The 19,496-nt window shown below is 74.2% G+C and carries 19 protein-coding genes; 11 read left to right on the forward strand and 8 right to left on the reverse strand.

Features of this window, described 5'->3' with window-relative positions; genetic code table 11:
- Nucleotides 1-33 precede the first annotated feature (33 nt).
- The 5 genes from Phou_RS42225 (at nucleotide 34) to Phou_RS42245 (ending at nucleotide 7,023) form a co-directional block, all read left to right on the forward strand.
- The gene (locus tag Phou_RS42225; RefSeq protein WP_173068642.1) at nucleotides 34-921 is read left to right on the forward strand and encodes a LysR family transcriptional regulator; all 888 of its coding nucleotides are present in this window, start codon (nucleotides 34-36) and stop codon (nucleotides 919-921) included.
- Between the two features lie 80 nt (nucleotides 922-1,001).
- Complete coding sequence (locus Phou_RS42230) at nucleotides 1,002-3,938, forward strand: LuxR family transcriptional regulator (RefSeq protein ID WP_173068644.1); 2,937 nt, start codon at nucleotides 1,002-1,004, stop codon at nucleotides 3,936-3,938.
- 126 nt (nucleotides 3,939-4,064) lie between these two features.
- Nucleotides 4,065-4,751, forward strand: a complete 687-nt coding sequence (locus Phou_RS42235; RefSeq protein WP_173068647.1) for an SDR family NAD(P)-dependent oxidoreductase — start codon at nucleotides 4,065-4,067, stop codon at nucleotides 4,749-4,751.
- A complete protein-coding gene (locus tag Phou_RS42240) occupies nucleotides 4,748-6,436 on the forward strand; it encodes an MFS transporter (RefSeq protein WP_173068650.1) in 1,689 nt (562 codons plus the stop codon). The genes Phou_RS42235 and Phou_RS42240 overlap by 4 nt, the downstream gene beginning before the upstream one ends.
- Nucleotides 6,437-6,471: 35 nt before the next feature.
- Complete coding sequence (locus Phou_RS42245; RefSeq protein WP_173068653.1) at nucleotides 6,472-7,023, forward strand: DsbA family protein; 552 nt, start codon at nucleotides 6,472-6,474, stop codon at nucleotides 7,021-7,023.
- Nucleotides 7,024-7,038: 15 nt separating this feature from the next.
- On the opposite strand, the gene Phou_RS42250 is transcribed toward Phou_RS42245, so the two are convergent.
- The gene (locus Phou_RS42250; RefSeq protein WP_246274381.1) at nucleotides 7,039-8,565 is read right to left on the reverse strand and encodes a class I SAM-dependent methyltransferase; all 1,527 of its coding nucleotides are present in this window, start codon (nucleotides 8,563-8,565) and stop codon (nucleotides 7,039-7,041) included.
- 66 nt (nucleotides 8,566-8,631) lie between these two features.
- Here Phou_RS42250 and Phou_RS42255 point away from each other — a divergent pair, with 66 nt between their 5' ends.
- Nucleotides 8,632-10,347 carry an IlvD/Edd family dehydratase gene (locus tag Phou_RS42255; protein WP_173068659.1) on the forward strand — a complete coding sequence of 572 codons (1,716 nt, stop codon included), beginning with the start codon at nucleotides 8,632-8,634 and terminating at the stop codon, nucleotides 10,345-10,347.
- On the opposite strand, the gene Phou_RS42260 is transcribed toward Phou_RS42255, so the two are convergent.
- Complete coding sequence (locus tag Phou_RS42260) at nucleotides 10,348-11,316, reverse strand: acetylxylan esterase (RefSeq protein ID WP_281365164.1); 969 nt, start codon at nucleotides 11,314-11,316, stop codon at nucleotides 10,348-10,350.
- Between the two features lie 78 nt (nucleotides 11,317-11,394).
- Between Phou_RS42260 and Phou_RS42265 the strand changes: the two genes are divergently transcribed.
- From Phou_RS42265 to Phou_RS42275, 3 genes are all read left to right on the forward strand, one after another.
- Nucleotides 11,395-12,183 carry a helix-turn-helix domain-containing protein gene (locus tag Phou_RS42265; protein WP_173068662.1) on the forward strand — a complete coding sequence of 263 codons (789 nt, stop codon included), beginning with the start codon at nucleotides 11,395-11,397 and terminating at the stop codon, nucleotides 12,181-12,183.
- 55 nt (nucleotides 12,184-12,238) lie between these two features.
- The gene (locus tag Phou_RS42270; protein ID WP_173068665.1) at nucleotides 12,239-12,622 is read left to right on the forward strand and encodes a VOC family protein; all 384 of its coding nucleotides are present in this window, start codon (nucleotides 12,239-12,241) and stop codon (nucleotides 12,620-12,622) included.
- A 65-nt stretch (nucleotides 12,623-12,687) separates the two neighbouring features.
- Nucleotides 12,688-13,635 carry an AraC family transcriptional regulator gene (locus Phou_RS42275; protein WP_173068668.1) on the forward strand — a complete coding sequence of 316 codons (948 nt, stop codon included), beginning with the start codon at nucleotides 12,688-12,690 and terminating at the stop codon, nucleotides 13,633-13,635.
- 3 nt (nucleotides 13,636-13,638) lie between these two features.
- On the opposite strand, the gene Phou_RS42280 is transcribed toward Phou_RS42275, so the two are convergent.
- Nucleotides 13,639-14,118, reverse strand: a complete 480-nt coding sequence (locus Phou_RS42280) for a peroxiredoxin (protein WP_281365165.1) — start codon at nucleotides 14,116-14,118, stop codon at nucleotides 13,639-13,641.
- A 73-nt stretch (nucleotides 14,119-14,191) separates the two neighbouring features.
- Nucleotides 14,192-14,857 carry a winged helix-turn-helix transcriptional regulator gene (locus tag Phou_RS42285; protein ID WP_218579515.1) on the reverse strand — a complete coding sequence of 222 codons (666 nt, stop codon included), beginning with the start codon at nucleotides 14,855-14,857 and terminating at the stop codon, nucleotides 14,192-14,194.
- Nucleotides 14,858-14,914: 57 nt separating this feature from the next.
- Between Phou_RS42285 and Phou_RS42290 the strand changes: the two genes are divergently transcribed.
- Both Phou_RS42290 and Phou_RS42295 read left to right on the forward strand, forming a co-directional pair.
- Nucleotides 14,915-15,403, forward strand: a complete 489-nt coding sequence (locus Phou_RS42290; protein ID WP_173068671.1) for a pyridoxamine 5'-phosphate oxidase family protein — start codon at nucleotides 14,915-14,917, stop codon at nucleotides 15,401-15,403.
- 1 nt (nucleotide 15,404) lies between these two features.
- The gene (locus Phou_RS42295) at nucleotides 15,405-16,106 is read left to right on the forward strand and encodes an alpha/beta fold hydrolase (protein WP_173068673.1); all 702 of its coding nucleotides are present in this window, start codon (nucleotides 15,405-15,407) and stop codon (nucleotides 16,104-16,106) included.
- Here Phou_RS42295 and Phou_RS42300 read toward each other — a convergent pair.
- Genes Phou_RS42300 through Phou_RS42315 form a run of 4 tightly spaced genes read right to left on the reverse strand, consistent with a single transcriptional unit; the run spans nucleotide 16,033 to nucleotide 19,442 of the window.
- Complete coding sequence (locus Phou_RS42300; protein WP_173068676.1) at nucleotides 16,033-16,854, reverse strand: hypothetical protein; 822 nt, start codon at nucleotides 16,852-16,854, stop codon at nucleotides 16,033-16,035. The two genes, Phou_RS42295 and Phou_RS42300, sit on opposite strands and share 74 nt — an antisense overlap.
- Nucleotides 16,848-17,993, reverse strand: a complete 1,146-nt coding sequence (dgoD, locus tag Phou_RS42305) for a galactonate dehydratase (protein WP_173068679.1) — start codon at nucleotides 17,991-17,993, stop codon at nucleotides 16,848-16,850. The genes Phou_RS42300 and dgoD overlap by 7 nt, the downstream gene beginning before the upstream one ends.
- Nucleotides 17,990-18,685 carry a FadR/GntR family transcriptional regulator gene (locus Phou_RS42310; protein ID WP_173068681.1) on the reverse strand — a complete coding sequence of 232 codons (696 nt, stop codon included), beginning with the start codon at nucleotides 18,683-18,685 and terminating at the stop codon, nucleotides 17,990-17,992. Before Phou_RS42310 ends, dgoD begins: the two co-directional genes overlap by 4 nt.
- Nucleotides 18,686-18,710: 25 nt before the next feature.
- A complete protein-coding gene (locus Phou_RS42315) occupies nucleotides 18,711-19,442 on the reverse strand; it encodes an SDR family NAD(P)-dependent oxidoreductase (protein ID WP_173068683.1) in 732 nt (243 codons plus the stop codon).
- Nucleotides 19,443-19,496 lie beyond the last annotated feature (54 nt).

Here is a 19,496-nt window from a genome sequence, read left to right on the forward strand (position 1 = left end):
ACCGAGGCGATAAAGCGCGTTTATCATCGCAGCGTGGAGCTGCGGCAGCTGCGGTACCTGGTGGCGATCGACGAGGCGGGCAACCTGGGGCGGGCGGCCGAGCGCCTCTTCGTGAGCCAGCCCGCGCTCTCCTACGCCCTGCGCACGCTGGAGTCCGAGCTGGGCGTGCGGCTCTTCGACCGCCACGCGGCCGGGGTGACCGCCACCGCGGCGGGGCGCGACGTGGTGGCCGAGGCGAAGCGGGTGCTGCGCCAGGCCGACCGGCTCACCGCGGCCGCCGAGCGGCACCGGCGCGGCGACACGGGGGTGCTGCGGGTCGGGTTCGAGGCGAGCGGCGCGGGCGAGCTGACCACGCGGGCGCGGGCCGAGTTCGCGCGGCGGCACCCGGGCGTGCGGGTGGAGCCGAAGCGGTACGACTGGGGCGGCGAGGTGGCGGCGCTGCGCGACGGCCGGGTGGACGTGGCGTTCGTCTGGCTGCCGGCCGACCTGGAAGGCATGCGGTCCGAGGTCGTGCACACCGAGCCCCGGGTCGCCGGGCTGCCGGTCGGGCACCGGCTGGCCGGGCGTGCCGGGATAAGCGTCCTGGAGGTCAACGACGAGCCTCTCATGTGGACGGAGCGGGCGCCCCGCGCCTGGGTGGACTGGTGGGCGGTCAACCCCCGCCCGGACGGCTCCGCGCCCAACTGGGGCCCGACCAACGACAACGTCGAGGAGATGCTCGAACAGGTCGCCGAGGGCGTCGCGATCTGCTTCGCGCCGGCCAGCATGGCGCGGTACTACGCCCGCCCGGACCTGGCCTGGGTGCCGCTCACCGACGTGGATCCGCTGCGGGTCGCCCTCGCGTGGGTAGCCGGGGCCGACACGCCGTTGGTGCGCGGCTTCGCCGGCGTGGTGCGGGAGCTGAGCGCACAAACGGGGTGATTCGCGGATGGCGGACAAAAACCACAAGCCCGCCCTGGTACGCGAAACGGTCCCCTAGCCTCATCACGGGGGTGCGACGGATGCATGAATGGCACGTCGGGACCGAAGAGCACGCCATCCCCCTGCTGGCGTCCAAGCTCTCGGTGCCACCACCGCCGGAGGTCACGCTCGCCCGCCCACGCCTCACCCGGTTGCTCGATGCCGGGGCGCGTGGGCCGGTGACACTGGTGGCCGCACCGGCGGGGTGGGGAAAGACGGTACTGCTGGGCACGTGGGCCCGGGCGCAACCGGACCTGCCGGTCGCCTGGTACACGGTCGAGGCGGGCGACGGCCCGAGGTTCTGGACGTACGTGGGCGCCGCACTGGGCCGCCACGGCGCCGCGGTGCCCGAGGACGCCGACCCGGAGCGGATCGCCGCCGCGGTCGCGCGGCTGGAGCGGCCGATCGTGCTGCTGCTGGACGACCTGCACCTGGCGGTCGACCAGTCGGTGGCCGAGGGGCTGGACTTCCTGGTGCGGCACGCCGACCGGCGGCTCAACCTGGTCGCCGCCACGCGCACCGAGCCGCCGCTCGGGCTGCACCGGTGGCGCCTTTCGGGCGGGCTCACCGAGGTACACGCGCACGACCTCGCGTTCACCCGGGAGGAGACGGCCGAGCTGCTGGCCCGCCACCGGGTGCCGGCGAGCGCGCGGCGGGTCGGCGACCTGCACCTGCGCACCGAGGGCTGGCCGGCGGGGTTGCGCTTCGCGGCGCACTCGCTGTACGCGCACCCGGACCCGGACAGGTTCATCGCCGGGTACGGCGGGGAGCATCCGAGCGTCGCCAGCTACCTTGTCGACGAGGTGCTCGCCGGCCATCCGGCCGAAGCGCGGGACATGCTGCTGCGCACGTCGATCGCCGAGCCGGTGAGCGGCGAGCTCGCGGACGCGCTGACCGGGCGGGAGGACGCCGCGCGGATGCTCGCGGAGCTGGAGCGCACAAACGGTTTCGTGGTGCCGCTCAAGAGCCGGCCGGGCGCGTACCGGTACCACCGGATGTTCGGCGAGCTGCTCCGCGCCGAGCTGCGCCGCCGCTCGCCCGACCAGGTCACCGACCTGCACCGGCGGGCCGCCGCGTGGCACGCCGACCGGCACATGCCGCCGGACGCGCTGCGGCACGCGCTGGCCGGAAACGACTGGAACAGGGCGACCGAGCTGCTCGTGCTGCACTGGCCGGAGCTGATCCCGTACGGCCCGGAGAACGACCAGCCGCCGGCGCCGCCGATCCCGCCGCCGCCGGCCAGCGCGCTGCGGGCCGACCCGGCGCTCGCGCTCGCGTACGCGGCCGCTTTCCTGGACGCGCAGGACCGCACGTCGGCGACCGCGTTCCTGCGGCTGGCGCAGCGGCACCGCGACCGGATGCCGCAGGGGCAGCGGGCCCGGTACGCGCTTGTCGCGGCCGCGCTCCGGCTCTCCGAAGCCCAGCTGTACGGCGACCAGGCGGCCGTGCTTCCGGCCGCCCGCCAGATGCTCGACCTGTCCGCCAACGCGGGTGTCGCGGCGGCGGCCCGGCCAGGCGCCACGGCCGGCGGCACACCGGCGGGGATGCGCAACGGCGGTCCCGCCGGCTCGGCGACGCCGCCGGTGCGCGGCAACGGCGGCCCGGCCGCGACCGGCTCACCGGCCCGGAACGCGGGCGGCCACGGTGTGCCCGCGAGCGCCGCCACGCTGGCCCGCAACAGCGGCCCGGCCGCGGCGGGTGCCGCGACGGAGGAGCTGTCCCCGTTCGGGCGGGCCGGGGACGGTGTCGGCGCCGGCGAACGGGCGTTCCGCGCCGCCGACCCGGTCACGCGGGCCGTGGCGCTCGCGGCGGTCGGTGTGGCCGAGATGGAGAGCGGTGACCTCGTCGCCGCCGGCTACGCGCTGGCCGCCGGCCTGTCCGAGGCGCGCGCGGCGGGGCTCACCCGTCCCGCGTCCGCGTGCGCCGGGCGGCTCGCCGTCGTGCACGCCGTGCGGGGCGAGCTGCGGGACGCCGGCGAGGCCGCCCGCGCGTACCCCGGCGGGTCTGTGGCGGACCGCGCCCACGCGCACCTGGCTCTCGCCCTCGTGGCGCTGCACCGCGACGAGCTCGCGGAGGCCGCCGCGCACCTGGACCGCGCGGCCCCGCCCGCTCCGGCGCACGGCGGCGTACCGCCGGCGGACCGGGCGGGGACCACGTTCCCGGCGCTGGTCGCGGTGGTCCGGGCCGGGTTGTCCGAGGCCCGTGGCGACCTGGCCGGGGCGCACCGGGCGATCGCCGCGGCCCGCGCCGACCGGGCGCTGCCGCCGCTGGTGGAGCGCTGGCTGGCGATAGCCGAGGCCGACCTGCACACCGCGCGCGGCGACGCGTCCGGCGCCCGCGGCCTGCTCGGCCCGGCCGTCCGGGACTCGGGCCGCGACGAGGCCGGCGGGCGGCGCGCGGCGGGTGAGGCCGCGGGCGCGGTCGCCCTCGCCCGGGCCTACCTCTGCGCCGGTGACCCCGCGGCCGCGGCGCGCGTGCTGCCGCCGTGGGACGACCTGGAGGCCGCCGTCCCGCTCGCGGTACGCGTGGACGCCGGCCTGCTCGCGGCCATCGCGGCCCGCCGCACCGGCGACCACCGCCGGGCCGCGCGGGACGTGGAGGCGGTGCTGGGGCTGGCCGGGCCGGAGGGGTTCCGGCGGGTGTTCACGCGGGGCGGCACGGACGCGCGTGACCTGCTCGCCGCGCACCTCGACGCCGGCACCGCGTACTGGCCGCTCGTCGCCGACCTCGTGGCGGCCATGCCACCGGCGGCCGCGGCCGACCCGCCGGCCTCGCCGGAGACGGGCGAGACGCTCACCGAACGGGAGCTGACCGTCCTGCGGTACCTGCAGAGCATGCTGTCCACAGTGGAGATAGCGGGCGAGCTGTCGCTGTCGGTCAACACCGTCAAGACGCACGTGCGCAACATCTACCGCAAGCTGTCCGCGACACGCCGCCGCGAGGCGGTCCGCCGCGGGCGCGAGCTGCGCCTGATCTGAGCCCTCCCGGCGTTGATCAGGGACCTCGTGGGTGGAAACGCCGGCACACACGCCCACCAGGTCCCTGATCAACCTCACCCGGCGGGCGCGATACGGGGTCACCCGGCCTTGGCGGAGGGTCGTGGGGTGAAGACGTTTGTGGTTGTTGGCGGGACCAGTGGGCTCGGGCTCGAAGTGGCTCGGGCCCTCGCGCCCGAGCACCGGGTCGTGATCCTCGGCGACAAGGCCGGCGAGGTGAAGGACGCGTCCGCCGACCTCGGCTGTGACGGGATGCCCTGCGACGTGTCCCAGTACGAGCAGGTGGAGCGCGCGTTCGACGAGATCGCGATGCGCGGGGCCGTACACGGGGTGGCGCACTGCGCGGCCATGTGGATCGGCGGCACGCTCACCGACCTGGCGCCGGAGACGATCCGCCGCGCGGTGGACGTGAACGTGCTCGGCCCCACGTACGTGCTCCGCGAGGCACTGCGCCACATGCGCGCACAGGGCCACGGCAACGTCGTGTACGTCGGCGCGATCGCGGTCGACGTCGCGCGCCCCGGCATCCCCGTCTACCGGGCCACCAAGAGCTACGGCAAGAGCCTGGTGGAGTCGGTCGCGCAGAACACCGGCAGCAACGGGGTCAAGGTGATGCAGGTGCACCCCGGCCCGATGCCCACCCGGCTGCAGGAGCGCGTGGGCGACTCGTTCCTCGACACGGTCTACACCCCGCCGGCCGCGGTGGCCCGGGAGATCGTGCGGCTGCTCCTGCTCGCGCCGGAGGACCCGTACGTCTCCGACCTGAGGGTGCTGCAGGCCGACGGTAGGTGGTGAGCGCCGAAAGCCAGGCGCAGGCATGGGCGCCGCTGCGCGTGGCGGCGTACCGGAACCTGTGGCTGGCACTTCTCGCCGCGAACATCGGCACCTGGATGCAGACGGTGGGTGCCCAGTGGCTGCTGGTCACCCACTCGCACGCGGAGACGCTGGTGGCGGCCGTACAGACCGCCAGCATGCTGCCGATCCTGCTCTTCGCGCTGCCGGCCGGCGTGCTGGCGGACGCGTTCGACCGGCGGCACCTGCTCATCTCGGTCCAGGGGTTCCTGGCCGCGGTCGGCATCGTGATGACGGTGCTGACCGCGACCGGACACATGCGGCCGCCGCTGCTGCTGACACTGACGTTCGCGCTGGGTACCGGTCAGGCGCTGACGCTGCCCGCCTGGGCCGCGGTGATCCCGCAGCTCGTGCCGCGCGACCAGATCCGGTCCGCGTCGGCGCTGGGGGCGATCAGCGTCAACGTGGCCCGCGCGATCGGCCCCGCGGTCGCCGGCGTCCTGGTGGCGGAGGCCGGCGTCGCGGTGGTCTTCGGACTGAACGCGGTCACGTTCATCGTCTTCGCCGCCACCCTGATCCGGTGGAAGCCGCGCGACGCCAAGCCGACCGAGTCGCCGGAGCGCTTCACCGCCGCGCTGCGGGCCGGCGGCCGGTACGTGCGCTACTCCCCCACGCTGCGCCGCATGCTGCTGCGGATCGTGCTGTTCATCCTGCCCGGAAGCGCGCTGTGGGCGCTGCTGCCGCTGGTGGCCAGCCAGCAGCTGGGCACCAGCTCGCACGGGTACGGCCTGCTGCTCGCCGCGCTGGGCATCGGCGCGATCGCCGGCGGTGTGGCGCTGCCCAAGCTGCGCGCCCGCATGTCGGTCAGCAAGCTGCTGGGCCTCGCCGGCCTCATCTTCGGCCTGGTCCTGCTCGACGTGGCCACGCTCAACGACCTGACCGCCGTCGCGGTCGCGCTCGCCCCGGCCGGCGCGGCCTGGGTCGTGGTGCTGGCCAACCTGAACGCGGAGATCCAGCTCTTCCTGCCCAACTGGGTACGCGCCCGGGGGCTCGCCGTCTACCAGGTCGTCTTCGCCGGCGGGCAGGCGATCGGCGCGCTGGCCTGGGGCGGCGTGGCGCAGGCGATCGGGCTGGAGATGACGTTCCTGCTCGCGGCCGCCATCATGCTCTTCGACGCGGTCGCGCTCGCCCTGTGGCCGCTGCCCGACCTGCGCGACGTCGACCGCCAGCCGGCCGTGATCTGGCCCGAGGTGGAGCTCGCCGTCCACCCCGACCCGCAGGCCGGCCCGGTGCTGGTCACCTCGGCGTACCGGGTGCGGCCCGAGCGCGAGAAGGAGTTCATGGAGGCGATGCGCCTGGTCCGCGGCACCCGCCTGCGCACCGGCGCGCTGAGGTGGGGACTGTTCCGGGTCGGCGAGGAGCCGCAGCGGTTCGTCGAGGTGTACCAGCTGGCGACGTGGGACGAGCACGTGCGGCAGCACGGCAACCGTTTCACCGGTGCCGACAAGGAGTCCGAGGACCGCGCGAAGTCGATCGCCGACGACGGCCCGCGGGCGTGGCACCTGCTCCCCGCCGACGCGCAGGCCCGCGACCCGGGCACCGGCGCGCGGGAGGTGGGCGCGGCGCCCGCCGACGCGGACGAGGGCGGCCCGGACGTCGGCGCCGGAACGGTCACCCGGCGGGCATGACGCGTGTTCACCCCACCATTGGCGATCATGCCGGCATGGATGATCCTTTCCGCTTGACGATGAGCCGGCTCCGCGGGCCGGTCACCGAGGAGGACCACCTCCTCGGCAGCTCGTACGCCCCGGTCACCCTGGTCGAGTACGGGGACTACCAGTGCCCCGGCTCGGCGCTCGCGCACGGGGTGGTCCGGGAGATACTCCACCAGCGCCCCACCAAGGTGGCGTTCGTCTACCGGCACTTCCCGCTGACGGACGTGCACCCGTACTCGGAGATCGCCGCCGAGGCGGCGGAGGCCGCCGCCGCGCGCGGCCGCTTCTGGCAGATGCACGACTGGCTCTTCGCCCACCAGGACCAGCTGAAGCCGTTGCAGCTGGCGCTCGCGGTGGACAAGCTGGGCCTCGACATCGAACGCGTCGGGCGCGCGATGGGCGGCCACCACTACCTGTCGCGCATCCGCCGCGACTTCGGCAGCGGCGTGCGCAGCGGCGTGGCCGGCACGCCCACCTTCTTCGTCAACGGCATCCGACACGACGCGCCGCACTCGCTGGAGGCCCTGCTGTCCGCTGTGGACGACGCGGCCGACACGTAGGTCCGGGCACCCCCGCTACGTGTTGAGGGGGCGGCGGGCGACGAGCAGGATGTGGGTCGCCGGCCAGTCGAGGGGACGGCCGTCCGCGCGGGTGAGCGACGCGACCGGCGCGAGGCGGTGTTCGACGATCCAGTCGTTGCGGTACGTGCGCGAGGCGAAGTCGATCTCGAAGCCGGCGTCCGCCAGCAGGGCCTTCCAGTCGGCGAACTCCAGGCCGCAGAACTGCTCCTGCGCCTCGGAGAGCCAGTTGTCGGTGTAGTCCTTGCGGGTCAGGTAGTCCATCGCGGCGCCCAGCGGCATCGTGACGCGGGCCGGGTCGCCGGCGACCGGCTCGTACGGCAGGGGGAAGCGGTGGTCCTCGGCGAACTGGTCCAGCCGGGCCCGCGTGGACAGCCCCGCCACGTAGGCCGCGACGTCGGCCGGTGGCAGCGCGGCGAGGCCGGTGCGGGGCGCGGGCGGGTTGGCGCCGTCGGCGGTGTCCAGCCGCAGCACGACGGGGCGGTCCTTGCCGTCCGGGCCGCAGACGTCGCTGTTGACCCATACGCCGCCGGGCACGGTGTGGTCGTAGATGGCCTGTACGAAGGCGCGCAGCGAGTCCCACCGCTCGCCGTACGACCAGATCTCGTGGGTCAGCGCGAACGTGAGCGTGGTGTCCACCGACCGGGGCGGGAAGACCGCGCCGCCCAGGACGTTGCGCCGGTAGAAGTGGACGTTGGGGTTGGTGAACGCGCCCTGCGCCTTCTTGTGCACGCACTCCTCGTACAGGTGGCGGGCGATCTCGACGCCGATCAGGTCGCTCTCGCGCAGCGCCGGCTCGCGGTCGGCGAGCTCCAGGATGGCGCCGGCGCCGCAGCCGACGTCGACGATGCGGCCGGGGCGCACGTGCCGGCGCACCAGCTCCCACTTGCGGGCCGCGCCGTCGGCGAACGCCTCCACGTAGGTGCGGTAGTCGCGGGTCGCGGTCAGCCCGCCCTCGTCGCCGACGACGGGATCGTTGGCGACGGTGCGTACCTGCTCGACGAGGCGGTACCGCGCGAAGACGTCGATCGTCGCCGGGTGGGCCAGCTCCCGCCAGGTCTCGTCGCCGGCGGCCAGCCGGGTGAGCACGTCCCACGGCCGCGCAGGCGGCGGGGCGCCCAGTGAGGGGTCGGCCTCCACCGGCGCGATCGTGAAGCCCAGCTTCTCGTAGAGCACCGCCACCTCGGGGGTGGAGCAGGCGACCACCGTGTTCCCGGGCGTCAGCTCCAGCCCGGTCGCCACCGCCACGCTCTTGAGCGTCACGTCGGCGAACCGGTCGGTCGGCGCGGTGTCGAAGACCGGTACCACCAGCGACCGCAGGCCGGTGAGCACACTGAACCGCTCGATCGCCGCCTCCCGCCGGTGGTACGGCACCGGGTTGCGCCGGGTGTTCTCGTGGTTGGCGGAGGTCACCGCCCACACGACGGTGGCGCCGGCCGGCGCGACGAGCCCGCTCAGGTACACCGCCTGGAAGCGGGTCAGCAGGTGGTGGCGGCCCGGGAAGAGGACGAACTGCTGTTCCATCGCTGCCATCATGCCTGGCGATCATGCACGACATTCGCCGAGGGCGGGCGGCGGTACGCTCGGGCGGTGACGGATCTCCGCAGCGCCCAGTGGTACAGCGGCGACGACCGCAACGCGTACATCCACCGTGCCTGGATGCGGCGCGGCCTGCCGGACGGCGCGTTCTCCGGCCGGCCGCACATCGCGATCGCCAACACCGCCTCCGACCTGACCCCCTGCAACATGCACCTCAACGACGTCGCGGAGAGCGTCAAGGCCGGCGTGTGGGAGGCCGGCGGCGTGCCGCTCAACCTGCCGGTGGTCTCGATCGGCGAGACGCAGGTGCGGCCCACCGCGATGCTGTGGCGCAACCTCGCCGCGATGGCGATCGAGGAGATGCTGCGGGCCAACCCGATCGACGGCGTGGTGCTGCTGGGCGGCTGCGACAAGACGATACCGGCGCTGCTGATGGCCGCCGCGTCGGTCGACCTGCCGGCGGTGGTGGTGCCGGGCGGGCCGATGCTGACCGGGCACTTCCGGGGCGTGCCGCTGGGCTGCGGCACCGACGTGTGGCGGCTCAGCGAGGAGGTGCGTGCCGGGACGCTGTCGCAGGAGGCGTTCATGCGCTCGGAGTCCGCGATGATCCGCAGCCGCGGCCACTGCAACACGATGGGCACCGCCTCGACGATGGCGAGCATGGCCGAGGCGCTCGGCATGACGTTGCCGGGCATCGCCGGCACGCCCGCGCCGGACAGCCGGCTGCTCGCGCTCTCCCACGAGACCGGCAAGCTCGCCGTCGACCTCGTGGCGGCCGGCCGCCGCCCCAGCGAGGTGCTGTCGAAGGCGTCCTTCCGGAACGCGATCGTCACGCTCGCCGCGATCGGCGGCTCCACAAACGCGGTCGTCCACCTGCTCGCGATCGCCGGGCGGGCCGGGGTCGAGCTGACGCTGGACGACTTCGACGAGATCGGCTCCGGCGTGCCGCTGCTGGTCGACCTGCAGCCGGCCGGCCGCCACCTGATGGACGACCTGTACCGGGCCGGCGGCCTGCACGCGGTCCTCAAGGAGGTCGGCGACCTGCTCGACGGCGAGGCGATCACGGTGACCGGGCGCCCGCTGGTCGAGCACCTCGCCGGCGCGGAGATCTGGGACGAGGAGGTCATCCGCCGCCGCGCCACGCCGCTGCTTCCCGACGCGGGCATCGCGGTGCTGAAGGGAAACCTCGCCCCCGACGGCGCGGTCATCAAGCCGGCGGCCGCCTCACCGGAGCTGCTGCGGCACCGCGGGCGCGCGGTGGTCTTCGAGAGCGTCGAGGACCTGCACGCCCGCCTCGACTCCCCCGACCTGGACGTCGACGAGACCTCGGTGCTGATCCTGCGTGGCTGCGGCCCGAAGGGCTACCCGGGGATGCCCGAGGTGGGCAACCTCCCGCTGCCGGCCAAGCTGCTCGCCAAGGGCGTGCGCGACATGGTGCGGGTCAGCGACGCCCGGATGAGCGGCACCGCGTACGGCACGGTGGTGCTGCACGCCGCGCCCGAGGCCGCGGTCGGCGGGCCGCTCGCGCTGGTGCGCACCGGCGACCCGATCGTGCTCGACGTGCCGGCCCGCCGGCTCGACATCGACCTGCCCGTCGAGGAGCTGGCCACCCGGGATCCGTCGGAGGCGAGCCGGGCCGCGTTCGCGGCGCCGAGCCGCGGCTGGGAGCGCCTCTACGTCGAGCACGTCATGCAGGCCGACAAGGGCGCCGACCTCGACTTCCTGACCGGCGGCAGCGGGCCCGACGTCGGCCGCGAGTCGCACTGATCAGGGCTTGAGGAGCTCGCCGAGGTAGGCGATCTGCTCGACCCGCTGCACGTTCTGGCCGCCCTCGTGCCCGTTGTACGACCACACGCGGATGTCCTTCTCCGCCGCCCAGTGGTTGTACGCCGCGTACACAGTGGAGGGTGGGCAGACGTCGTCCATCAGCGCGACCGAGAAGAGCGAGGGCGCGGTGGCGTGCGCGGCGAAGTTGACGCCGTCGAAGTACCGCAGCGTGTCGAACACCTTCTCCACGTGGTCGCGGTGCGTCTTGCAGTACGTGGTGAGCTCGAAGTACGGCGCGCTGTCGGTGATCTCGGTGGCCCGGCGGTAGTGGGACAGGAACGGCACGTCCGGCATCACCGCGGCCAGCCCGTCGACAAGGCCGCCCACCGCGACCGCGATGCCGCCGCCCTGGCTGGTGCCGCAGATGGCGAGGCGGGCGTTGTCGACGAGCGGGTGCTCGCGGGCGGTCTCCACGGCGCGTACCCCGTCGGTGATCAGCCGGCGGTAGTAGTAGGTGTGTGGGTCGAGGATGCCGCGGGTCATGAAGCCGGGCGTGTGCGGGCCGCCGGCCTCGGCCGGGTCGGGGGTGTCGCCGGCGAGCCAGCCGCTGCCCTGTCCGCGGGTGTCCATGACCAGGTGCGCGTACCCGGCGGCGCTCCACGACAGCCAGTCGAGCGGGAGGCCACGGCCGCCGCCGTACCCGATGAACTCGACCACGCACGGCAGCGGGCCCTCGGCGCCGCGCGGCGCGAGGAACCAGCCTTTGATCGGATGCCCCTTGAAGCCGCTGAACGTCACGTCGTAAACATCCACTGTGGACAGCCGACTGTCATAAAGCGTGAACGTGGCCGGCACCGCCGCCGCCCGGGCCGCGTCGAGCGTGGCGGTCCAGAACGCGCCGAAGTCGTCGGGCTCGTCACGCTCCGGCCGGTAGGCGCGCAACTGGTCAAGTGGCATGTCGACGAACACGCGGCACTCCTTCTTGCTCTTTCCCCCTGAACGGTTTCACCCTAACCGCGCGTGCCCGCTCCTCGGTAGGGTCGAGCCATGCGGCCGCGTTCACCCGCGCTGGCGCCCTTCATCGCCTCGATGGGCTATCTCGAAGGGCGGTTCGCGCACGGCCTCGAGCGGGCGCTACCCACCGGCACCGTGCAGCTGCTGGTCAACCTCGACCGCGACGCGCTGTACTCGGCGCCCGAGGGCCTCGCGCCGGTCCGCACCGGCGGGGCGGCGCTGCAGGGGCCGAGCACGCGCCCGGCCGTGGTGGACACCGCCGACCAGCGGGCGATCGTGTGGGTGGCGTTCCGGCCGGGTGGTGCGGCGCCGTTCTTCCCCGGCCTGGCCGAGACCTCCGACCTGCTGGTGCCGCTGGACGCGGTGTGGGGCGCCCGCGGTGCGGCGCTGCGCGACCGGCTGCTGGCGGCCGGTTCCGTCGAGGCCGTGCGGGCCGCGGTCGAGGACGCGCTGCTCGCGGCCGCCGAGCCCGCGCGGCCGGACCCGGCGTTGCGCGCGGCGGTGGCCGCCCTGCACGGTGGGGCGTCCGTCGCGGAGGCCGCCGACCGCCTGGGTTGGACCACCAAGCGGCTCGTGCGCCTGTTCGGCGCCCAGGTGGGTCTGGCTCCCAAGAGATTTGCCCGGGTACGTCGGTTTCAGCGCCTGTTGTCCGCCGCGGCGACCCGCCTCGCCGGCACCGGCGGCGACTGGGCGCGCCTGGCGGCCGACTGTGGCTACCACGACCAGGCCCACATGATCCACGACTTCCGCTCGTTCGCGGGGCAGAGCCCGAGCGAGTACACGCCGCGCTCGCCGGAGGAGCGCAACCACGTGCCCCTGTAGCTCTGCGGGCGCATTTTTACAATGCGGCGGCCCGGTGCGGCGGCATGATCGGGGCATGAGTGATCTGTACGCCCGCCTCGTGGTGAAAGGTGCCGCGCAGGCAATCGACTTCTACACCAGGTCCTTCGGCGCCAAGGAGATCAGCCGGTTCACGGACGAGGCCAGCGGCCGCATCCACCATGCCGAGCTGGAGCTGGGCGGCGTGACGTTCGCGGTCAAGGACGAGGGTGACGGCGATCCGGCGCCGCCGACGCTCGGTGGCTCGCCGGTGGTGATGGCGCTGTACGTGGACGACGCGGACGCGGTCGGCCGGCGGATGGAGGAAAACGGGGCCACGGTGGTGTTTCCGATCGAAGACCAGCCCTACGGTGAGCGCGGCGGGCGCCTCGCCGACCCCTTCGGCCATCTTTGGATGATCGCCCAACGCGTTGGTACGTAACGGGGACCCGCTGTCCTACGCTCCCCCTGGCGGCAGCCGGCATACTCCGAAGGATGCCGCCGTCGATGTCCTTTGTCACCAAGAGTGTCGACGAGACCCGGGCCCTGGTGGCCGAGTACTTCTACGCCATCGCGATGGACGTCCGGGGGTCCGCCGACACGTTCGCGCTCGACCTGGACGTGCTCCAGCTCGGGCCGGTCACGCTCGCCGAGATCCGGTTCGGCGCGGAGATCTCGGTGGAGATCGACCGTATGACGACCTACCACATGGACCTGCCGCTGGCCGGCTGCGCGGAGACCGTGCAGTCCGGCCAGCTGGTCATGGCGACACCCCAGCGGGCCACGCTGTACCGCCCCGGCGCCGGCGTCTCGGCACCCCGCATCAGCCGCGACTGCCGCCTGCTGAGCGCGAAGATCGAGCCGGCCGGCCTCGAGGCGGAGCTGGAGAGCCTGCTGGGCCACCCGGTGCGGGCGCCGTTGCGGCTGTCCCGCAGCTTCGACCTGACCAGCGGCCCGGGGCGCAGCCTCTCCCGCCTGGTGCGGCTGGCCGGCGCCGAGCTGCACGACGAGGGCGGCCTCATCTACCACCCGATGATCGCGGGCCGGCTGTGGCACGGCATCCTGACCGGGCTGCTGCTGGCCGCCGACCACCCGTACCACGACGAGCTCACCGAGCAGGCCCGGCCGAGCCGCCCCCGCCACGTCAAGCGGGCCATCGACGTGATGGAGGCCGATCCCGCCCTGCCGGTCACCGTCCACGACCTGGCGCGCATCTCCGGCGTGGGGGTGCGCGCGCTGCAGGAGGGCTTCCACCGCCACGTCGGCCTCTCCCCGATGGCCTACCTGCGCCGGCTGCGCCTGGCCCGGGCCCACGAGGAGCTGCGCGTCTACAGCCGCGGCGAGGCCACGGTGGCGAGCGTCGCCAGCCGCTGGGGCTTCGTGCACCTGGGCCGCTTCGCCGCCGCCTACCGCCGCGCCTACGGCGTCTCCCCGGCCGAGACCCTCGACGACTAGGGCTTAGTGCCGGACGCCGCGGTTGCGCAGCACTTCCAGTGCACGGTCGGCGTGCTGGTCCATCGACAGCTCGCTGTGGATGACGCCGAGCACGCGGCGGTCGGTGCCGATGACGAACGTCATCCGCTTCATGCTCATCGGACCGAGCGGCAGCTTCCGCTTCACGCCGAGCGCCTCCGCCACCTCACCGTCCGCGTCCGACAGCAGCGGGTAGTCGAACCCGTGCTTGTCGGAAAACTCGCGCTGCCGCTCGACGCTGTCCCGGCTGATGCCGACCCGCTGGGCGCCGGCCGCCTTGAACTCGCGGGCGAGGTCGCGGAAGTGGCAGCTCTCCGCGGTGCAGCCCCGGGTGAAGGCCGCCGGGTAGAAGAACAGGACGACCGGCCCGCCGGCGAGCAGCTCGGAGAGGCGCCGCGACGTGCCGGTCTGGTCGGGCAGATCGAAGTCCGGGACCAGGTCCCCCTTGTCCACACCAGAAGCCATGCGGCAAGGCTACGCGCACCGCGAGCGCACCCATAGACTGCGACCAGTGGCCCAGCACACCGTGAGATGACGATTACTCAACGGCTTCGGCCGCGGGGCGGGGAAAGCAGCGCAGCAGGCGCTCGGCCACCTTACGGTCGCCGTCGATGTGCAGGTCGCCCTTGCGCAGCGCGTCCGCCGTCCTGCGGCCGGCGAAGACGAGGGCGCGCAGGGTCGCCGGACCCGTGGTGAGGACGGCGTCCGGCGCCGCGGTGTAGCCGCCGCGGGCCAGGCTCAGCGCGCCGCCGGCCACCTCGACGCGGAAGCGGTCGTCGCCCAGTCGCAGCTCGACCCGCGCGGACAGGTCGCCGGCCGCGGACGGGTCGAACGTCGAGCGGAGCGCGAGCATCAGCGCGTCGACGCTCAGCTCGCCGCCGCTGGGCAGGGGCAGGCGGCTGCCCCACGCGGAAAGGGCGAGCAGCACCGGCTCCAGGCGCTGGCCGCGGTCGGTCAGCTCGTACACCTGGATGCTCGCCGGCGGGCCAAGCCGGCCGCGCCGCACGACGCCGGCCTCCTCCAGCTCGCGCAGGCGCTGGGACAGCACGTTTTGGCTCATGCCGGGCAGGCCGCGGCTCAGGTCGCTGAAGCGCTTCGGGCCGAACAGCAGCTCGCGCACCACCAGCAGCGCCCACCGCTCGCCCACCACGCTCAAGGCCCGCGCCACGCCACAGGGGTCGGCGTACGTCCGCTTCCCAGTCACGACGAAAACATTAGCTTGTACTTGCGTGTTAGTGGTAGTCGCTCCTAAGTTAGGAGCATGACGGATCTGATGACCTTGCCGCAGGGCGACGTGCGGCTGCTCGGCACCGAGCTGGCCCGCGGGCTGCTCGCCTCGACCGAGCTGGCCCGGATGGCGTACGTGGCGAAGGACGGCACGCCGCGCCTCTTCCCGATGATGTTCAAGTGGACCGGCGAGGAGCTCGTGTTCGCCACCTTCGAGGGCGCGCGGAAGATCCGGGCGCTGCGCGCGCGGCCGCACGTCGCCGTGACCATCGACCGGCCCGGCCCGCCGCCGGAGATCCTGCTGCTGCGCGGGCCCGCGCAGGTCACCGAGGTCGAGGGCCTCGTGCCGGAGTACGCGTGGATCCACCACCACTACTACGGTCCGGAGCAGGGCGCCCGCAACATCGCCGAGATCGACCGGCCGGGGCTGCGGATGGCGCGCATCGCGGTGCGCCCCACCTGGGTCGGGCTCGTCGACTTCCAGACCCGGCTGCCCGCCCCGCTGTCCGGCAGGGACGCCTGACGTGGCGACGTACGTGCTGATCCCGGGCGCCGGCGGCACCGCCTTCTACTGGCACCGCGTGGAGCCGATGCTGCGCGAGCGCGGCCACGACGTGATCGCCGTCGACCTGCCCGCCGGCGACGACGCGGCGGGACTCGAGGAGTACGCGGACGCGGTCGTCGACGCCATCGGCGACCGCACCGGCCTGGTGCTCGTCGCCCAGTCGATGGGCGGGCTGAGCGCGCCGATCGTCGCCACGCGCGTACCGGTGGACCTGCTCGTGCTCCTCAACGCGATGATCCCGCGGCCCGGCGAGTCCGGCGGCGACTGGTGGGGCAACACCGGTCAGGCCGAGGCGGCGGCGCGGATGGCGGCGCGGGAAGGGCTGCCCGAAGCGTTCGACCTGGAGACCCGCTTCTTCCACGACGTGCCGGCGCAGGTGAAGGCGGCGGTGTTCGCGCGCGGGGAGGCGCCGCAGTCGGGCACGCCGTTCGAAAAGCCGTGGCCGCTGGAGGCGTGGCCGGACGTGCCGACCCGGTTCCTGCAGGGCCGCGACGACCGGTTCTTTCCGGTGGAGTTCCAGCGCGAGCAGGCCCGCGACCGTCTCGGCATCGGGATCGACGAGATGCCCGGCGGGCACCTCGTGGCGCTCAGCCGGCCGGCGGAGCTGGTGGAGCGGCTGGAGCGCTACCGTTCGGAGCTGGCTGGCCCCGGCGGCCGGTGACCGTCAGGCGCCACCGCAGCGTGCCGGACGCGGGCACGACGGCGGCGTCGTCCGGGCCCGCCTCGGCGAGGTCGAAGACGCGGCCGAGCATGGGCTCCACGCCGATGCTGCGGTAGGGGTCGCCCGCGGGCCAGCCGCGCAGGTTGCGCCACAGGGCGACGGAGACCGGCTGGCCGGGAGCCGCGAGCGCGAAGGTCAGCGCCTCGCCGTCCTCGACCGTCACCTGTGGACAGTCGGTCAGGATGGCGCCGGTCGCCGTGCCGTCGTCCGGGCCGCAGACGTCGAGCCGCGCGCCGAGCGGCGCCGGCCACGGGCCGTGGGACCACGGGCCGGACAGCGGGAAGACCCTTGTCGGTACGCCGGCGGGGGCGACCACGCGCGCGGACGGCGACAGGTCGAGCAGCGCGTGCGCGGCCCACAGGAAGCGGAAGCCGGGTGCGGCGGTCAGCGTGTAGGCCGCCACCACCGCGCCGTCCACGACGCAGATGTCGCGGCGCAGCGCGAAGTCCGGGCCTTCGACGACGCCCGGCGGGTGCCACGGGCGGGACCACACGTGGCCGTGGTCGGGCGTGCCGCGCACGGTCGGCAGGCACTCCTCCAGGCCGCCGGCGTCCACGAACGCGTCACCGGGCCGCACCGCCGAGCGACCGGGAGCGGTGCCGCGCCACAGCCACTCCCGCGGGCCGGCGCGCAGGCTCGTCCACCGTCCACCGTGGACGAGGTCGACCTCGAAGGTCAGGTCTACCATTCGGCGAACGAGCCGTCGTCCTGCCGCCACACCGGGTTGCGCCACGCGTGGCCGGCGCGGTCGGCCCGGCGCACCGCCGCCTCGTCCACCTCGATACCCAGGCCCGGCGCCTCCAGCCGGGCGATGTGACCGTCCACGATGCGCAGCGGCGCCGGGTCGACGAGGTAGTCGAGCAGCTCGGTGCCGCCGTTGTAGTGGATGCCGATGCTCTGCTCCTGGATGAGGAAGTTGGGCGTGGCGAGCGCGATCTGGAGGCTGGCCGCGAGCGAGATCGGCCCCAGTGGACAGTGCGGGGCGAGCAGCGCGCCGTACGTCTCGGCGAGCGCGGCGATCCGCCGCACCTCGGAGATGCCGCCGGCGTGCGACGGGTCGGGCTGCACGACGCTTACCCCGGCCTGCAGGGCGGGCAGGAAGTCGGCGCGGCCGTACAGCCGCTCGCCGGTGGCCACCGGTACCGGCGCGCAGGCGACGAGCTCGGCGAGGCGGTGGCCGTGCTCGGGCACGAGCGGCTCCTCCACCAGCAGCGGGTGCAGGGCGGCCACGGCGGGAAGCAGGAGGCGGGCGGCCGGGTACGTGGCCCGGCCGTGCAGGTCGAGCGCGACGTCGCGGTGCGGGCCGAGCACCTCGCGGGCGGCGGCGAGGCGGCGCACCACATCGTCCACATCGGCCAGTGTGGGCACCGGGGCCAGGCGGCCGGAGGCGTTCATCTTCACGGCGGTCATGCCCGCCTCGACGTGCGCGGCCACCGCCTCGGCGATCTCGGCGGGGTCGTCGCCGCCGACCCACGCGTACACCCGGACGCGGTCCCGGACCGGGCCGCCGAGCAGGGCGTGCACCGGTGCGCCGTACGCCTTGCCGGCGATGTCCCACAGCGCCTGGTCGAGCCCGGCGACGGCGCTGGAGAGCACCGGCCCGCCGCGGTAGAAGCCGCCCTTGGTGAGCACCTGCCAGTGGTGCTCGACGCGGAGCGGGTCCTCGCCGACAAGGTACTCGGCGAGCACGTCCACCGCGGCCCGCACGACCTCGGCGCGCCCCTCGACGACCGGCTCGCCCCAGCCGACGATCCCCTCGTCCGTCGTGACGCGGCAGAAGAGCCAGCGGGGCGGCACGAGGAACGTCTCGACCCGGTCGATCTTCATGAGCCGATCCGGGCGACGTCGTCGAAGGCCTTCTTGAGCAGCAGCCGCATGGCGTCGGCGGCGGACGCCGGGTCGTGGGCGCGGATCGCGTCGACCACCGCGCGGTGCGAGGGGACCGGGTCGTCGGTGCCGAGCGCGCCGTGCACCATGCGGTCCCGTTCGGCGAGGCCGGTCTCGATCACGACCTCCATCCGTACCAGCAGCTCGTTGTGGGTCGCGGAGAGCAGCGCGCGGTGGAACGCGAGGTCGGCCGCGACCGCGGCGGCCGCGTCGGAGCCGGCCGCGGCCATGGCGGCGAGCGCCGCGTCGAGGGCCGCCACGTCGGCGTCGGTGGCGCGGACGGCGGCGAGGCTGGCCGCGCCCGGCTCGACGATGCTGCGCAGCTCGTGCAGGTCCTCGAAGAGGCTCGGCTGTGCGGCGCGCGCGAACTGCCACCGCAGGACGTCGCCGTCGAGCAGGCTCCAGTCGGCGCGGGGCCGCACGAACGTGCCGCGTTTGGGACGCGCGTCGACCATGCCCTTGGCGGCGAGCACCTTGAGCGCCTCGCGGAGCACGGTCAGGCTGACGTCGAACTCCGCCTGGAGCGCCGTGATGTCCAGTGTGGAGCCCTCGGCGAACTGGCCGGTGAGGATCCGCTGTGCGATGACCTCCACCGTCTGGCCGTGCACGCCGCGCGCCGCGTACTGCTGCATTGCTTACCTCGCTCCGTCCGACCTGTCAGGATGACGACTTCACCGCTGTCCAGCCCCCGTCGACGACGAGGCTGGCGCCCGTGACGTAGCTGGCGTCCGGCGACGCGAGGAACGCTACCGCCGCGGCCACCTCGTCCGGGGTACCGAAGCGTCCGGCGATCGTCTCGGCCAGACTGCGCGAACGGTCAGCCTCCGAGACCCCGTCCCACGCCGGCGTGAGGATGGGACCGGGCAGCACGGTGTTGACCCGCACCTCGGGCCCGTACTCCACGGCGAGCTGGCGGGCGAGCGCGACAAGCCCGCCCTTCGCGGCCGCGTACGCGGGGCGGCCGGGAAGCCCGACCAGCGCGTGCACCGACGACACCACGACGACGCTGCCGCCGGTCGCGCGCAGGTCGGGCAGGCAGGCGCGGACGCCGAGAAACGTGCCGGTGAGGCTGACCGCGATCTGGTGGTCCCAGGAGGCGCGGCTCGTGTCGTGGGCGGGGGCGACCTCGACGGCGTACGCGTTGGAGACAAGGACGTGGATCGGCCCGAAGCGCTCGCGGGCGGCCGCCACGAGCGCGGCCCAGTCCCCCTCGTCGGACACGTCGGCGCGCACCGGCAGGGAGCGGCCGTCCACCACGCCGTCGCACGGGCGCAGGTCGGCGAGCACGACCGAGGCCCCTTCGGCCGCGAGGCGGCGCGCGCAAGCCGCGCCGATGCCTGACGCAGCGCCCGTGACCAGGGCATTCTTGCCCTCAAGGCGGCGACTCACCTACGACCCCCAGCAACTAATCATTAATTACGAAGATATCTTGACAGCCGGCTG

The organism is Phytohabitans houttuyneae (assembly GCF_011764425.1).
GTDB lineage: Bacteria > Actinomycetota > Actinomycetes > Mycobacteriales > Micromonosporaceae > Phytohabitans > Phytohabitans houttuyneae.

Excerpts from the sequence above, each read along its gene's own strand:
- Phou_RS42230 (WP_173068644.1), top strand. The coding sequence starts at position 1,002 with ATGCATGAATGGCACGTCGGGACCGAAGAGCACGCCATCCCCCTGCTG.
- Phou_RS42310 (WP_173068681.1), bottom strand. The coding sequence starts at position 18,685 with ATGCAGCAGTACGCGGCGCGCGGCGTGCACGGCCAGACGGTGGAGGTC.
- dgoD (WP_173068679.1), bottom strand. The coding sequence starts at position 17,993 with ATGAAGATCGACCGGGTCGAGACGTTCCTCGTGCCGCCCCGCTGGCTC.
- Phou_RS42290 (WP_173068671.1), top strand. The coding sequence starts at position 14,915 with ATGACGGATCTGATGACCTTGCCGCAGGGCGACGTGCGGCTGCTCGGC.
- Phou_RS42300 (WP_173068676.1), bottom strand. The coding sequence starts at position 16,854 with ATGGTAGACCTGACCTTCGAGGTCGACCTCGTCCACGGTGGACGGTGG.
- Phou_RS42270 (WP_173068665.1), top strand. The coding sequence starts at position 12,239 with ATGAGTGATCTGTACGCCCGCCTCGTGGTGAAAGGTGCCGCGCAGGCA.
- Phou_RS42245 (WP_173068653.1), top strand. The coding sequence starts at position 6,472 with ATGGATGATCCTTTCCGCTTGACGATGAGCCGGCTCCGCGGGCCGGTC.
- Phou_RS42265 (WP_173068662.1), top strand. The coding sequence starts at position 11,395 with ATGCGGCCGCGTTCACCCGCGCTGGCGCCCTTCATCGCCTCGATGGGC.
- Phou_RS42275 (WP_173068668.1), top strand. The coding sequence starts at position 12,688 with ATGTCCTTTGTCACCAAGAGTGTCGACGAGACCCGGGCCCTGGTGGCC.
- Phou_RS42250 (WP_246274381.1), bottom strand. The coding sequence starts at position 8,565 with ATGGAACAGCAGTTCGTCCTCTTCCCGGGCCGCCACCACCTGCTGACC.
- Phou_RS42280 (WP_281365165.1), bottom strand. The coding sequence starts at position 14,118 with ATGGCTTCTGGTGTGGACAAGGGGGACCTGGTCCCGGACTTCGATCTG.